The organism is Pseudarthrobacter sp. B907, assembly GCF_040137805.1.
Lineage (GTDB): Bacteria > Actinomycetota > Actinomycetes > Actinomycetales > Micrococcaceae > Arthrobacter.
Genome location: NZ_JBEEQE010000033.1, coordinates 1 through 2,898, shown reverse-complemented (window position 1 = coordinate 2,898; position 2,898 = coordinate 1). Strand labels below are relative to the sequence as shown.

At 64.1% G+C, this 2,898-nt stretch carries 1 protein-coding gene; it reads right to left on the bottom strand.

All coding sequences use genetic code 11. The features are described 5' to 3' along the window. Positions 1 to 2,827, bottom strand: a 2,827-nt coding sequence (gene rpoC, locus ABLI39_RS17275) for a DNA-directed RNA polymerase subunit beta' (protein WP_349414786.1), incomplete at its 3' end; no start/stop codon positions are given. Positions 2,828 to 2,898: the final 71 nt, after the last annotated feature.

Genomic DNA, 2,898 nt, shown 5'->3' with positions numbered 1-2,898 from the left:
TGCCGGCCGCGAACAGTTCGGCAATGACGACGTCGCCGCAGTCAGTACCGGCCGCTGCCAGGACCTTGCCCTTGGCGTCAACGACGTCCACGGCCAGGGTGCGGGCGTAGGCGCTGTTCTCGACATTCTCGTCCAGGACCAGCTCGCCGTTGGCGTCAGCCACAGCGATCGGGGTGACGAGGCCACGTTCGGTGCCGCAGTCCTCTTCACGGACGATGACGTCCTGCGACACGTCCACCAGACGACGGGTCAGGTAACCCGAGTTGGCGGTACGCAGCGCGGTATCGGCCAGCCCCTTACGGGCACCGTGCGTGGCGATGAAGTATTCCAGCACCGACAGGCCCTCGCGGTAGGAGGACTTGATCGGACGCGGGATGATCTCACCCTTCGGGTTGGCCACCAGGCCACGGATACCCGCGATCTGACGGACCTGCATCCAGTTACCACGGGCACCGGAGGACACCATGCGGTTGATGGTGTTCATCGGCGACAGGCTGTCACGCATCGCCTGGGCGATCTCGTTGGTTGCCTTGTTCCAGATCTCGATCAGTTCCTGGCGACGCTCGTCGTCGTCGATCAGGCCCTTGTCGTACTGGCCCTGGATCTTCGCGGCCATGGTCTCGTAGCCGGCAAGGAGCTCCGGCTTGGAGGCCGGGACCTCGATGTCGGAGATGGCGACCGTGACGCCCGAGCGGGTTGCCCAGTAGAAACCGGCATCCTTCAGGTTGTCCAGCGTTGCCGCCGTGACGACCTTCGGGTAACGCTCGGCGAGGTCGTTGACGATCCGGGAGAGCTCACCCTTGTCGGCAACAGCCTCCACCCACGGGTAGTCCGCGGGCAGCGTCTGGTTGAAGATGACCTGGCCCAGGGAGGTTTCGACCAGCGTGGTCTGACCCGGCTCCCAGCCTTCGGGAGCTTCCCAGCCGGCGTAGGGGACGAAGTCCTCGAGCCGGATCTTGACCTTGGAGTTCAGGTGCAGCTCGTGCAGGTCGAACGCCATGATGGCTTCCGAGACGGAGGAGAAGATCCGGCCTTCGCCAGCTGAACCGACACGCTTGGTGGTCAGGTGGTAGAGGCCGATGATCATATCCTGCGAGGGCAGCGTCACCGGGCGTCCGTCGGACGGCTTCAGGATGTTGTTCGAGGACAGCATCAGGATCCGGGCCTCGGCCTGGGCTTCGGGGCTCAGCGGCAGGTGGACTGCCATCTGGTCGCCGTCGAAGTCGGCGTTGAAGGCGCCACAGACCAGCGGGTGGAGCTGGATTGCCTTGCCTTCGACCAGCTGCGGCTCGAACGCCTGGATGCCGAGACGGTGCAGGGTAGGTGCACGGTTCAGCAGCACCGGGTGCTCGGTGATGATCTCTTCGAGCACGTCCCAGACCTGCGGGCGGTAACGCTCGACCATGCGCTTGGCCGACTTGATGTTCTGCGCGTGGTTGAGGTCAACCAGGCGCTTCATCACGAACGGCTTGAAGAGCTCCAGGGCCATCTGCTTGGGCAGACCACACTGGTGCAGCTTCAGCTGCGGGCCGACGACGATGACCGAACGGCCGGAGTAGTCAACGCGCTTACCAAGGAGGTTCTGGCGGAAACGACCCTGCTTGCCCTTGAGCATGTCGGACAGGGACTTCAGCGGGCGGTTGCCCGGTCCGGTGACCGGACGGCCGCGGCGGCCATTGTCGAACAGGCTGTCAACGGCTTCCTGAAGCATGCGCTTCTCGTTGTTGACGATGATCTCCGGGGCACCGAGGTCAAGCAGGCGCTTGAGGCGGTTGTTGCGGTTGATCACGCGGCGGTACAGGTCGTTGAGGTCGGAGGTCGCGAAGCGGCCGCCGTCCAGCTGGACCATCGGGCGCAGTTCCGGCGGGATCACCGGGACGGCGTCCAGCACCATGCCGAGCGGGCTGTTGTTGGTCGTCAGGAACGCGTTGACCACCTTGAGCCGCTTCAGGGCGCGCGTCTTGCGCTGGCCCTTGCCGTTGGCGATGATGTCGCGCAGCAGGTCGGACTCGGCCTGCATGTCGAAGCCCTCAAGACGCTTCTTGATGGCCTCGGCGCCCATGGAGCCTTCGAAGTACATGCCGTAGCGGTCACGCAGCTCGCGGTACAGGCCCTCGTCACCCTCGAGGTCGGCGACCTTGAGGTTCTTGAAGCGGTCCCAGACCTGCTCGAGGCGCTCGATCTCGGCGTCCGCGCGCTTGCGGACGTTGGCCATCTGGCGGTCGGCGGAGTCGCGGGCCTTCTTCTTGTCGGCAGCCTTGGCGCCTTCACCCTCGAGGCGCGCGATCTCGTTTTCGAGGTCGCGGGCGATCGTGGCGATGTCGGAGTCGCGGTTGTCGATCAGCTGCTTCTTCTCGATGTCGTGCTCAACCTGGAGGTTGGGCAGTTCCTCGTGGCGGGCATCGGCGTCGACGCTGGTGATCATGTAGGCGGCGAAGTAGATGACCTTTTCAAGGTCCTTCGGAGCCAGGTCAAGGAGGTAGCCCAGGCGGGACGGGACACCCTTGAAGTACCAGATGTGCGTGACCGGGGCGGCCAGCTCGATGTGGCCCATGCGCTCACGGCGGACCTTGGCGCGGGTGACCTCAACGCCACACCGCTCGCAGATGATGCCCTTGAAGCGCACGCGCTTGTACTTGCCGCAGTAGCATTCCCAGTCGCGGGACGGGCCGAAGATCTTCTCGCAGAAGAGGCCGTCCTTCTCGGGCTTGAGCGTGCGGTAGTTGATGGTTTCCGGCTTCTTAACCTCGCCGTAAGACCAGCCACGGATGTCTTCCGCGGTGGCGAGGCCGATCTGCATGAGGCCGAAGGAGGATTCGCTGGACATATGGTCCCTGTTCTCTCTTGTTCTCTAAATTCTGAAGTCTTGGGTTACGGGAAGAGGGAGGTGGCGTGGGA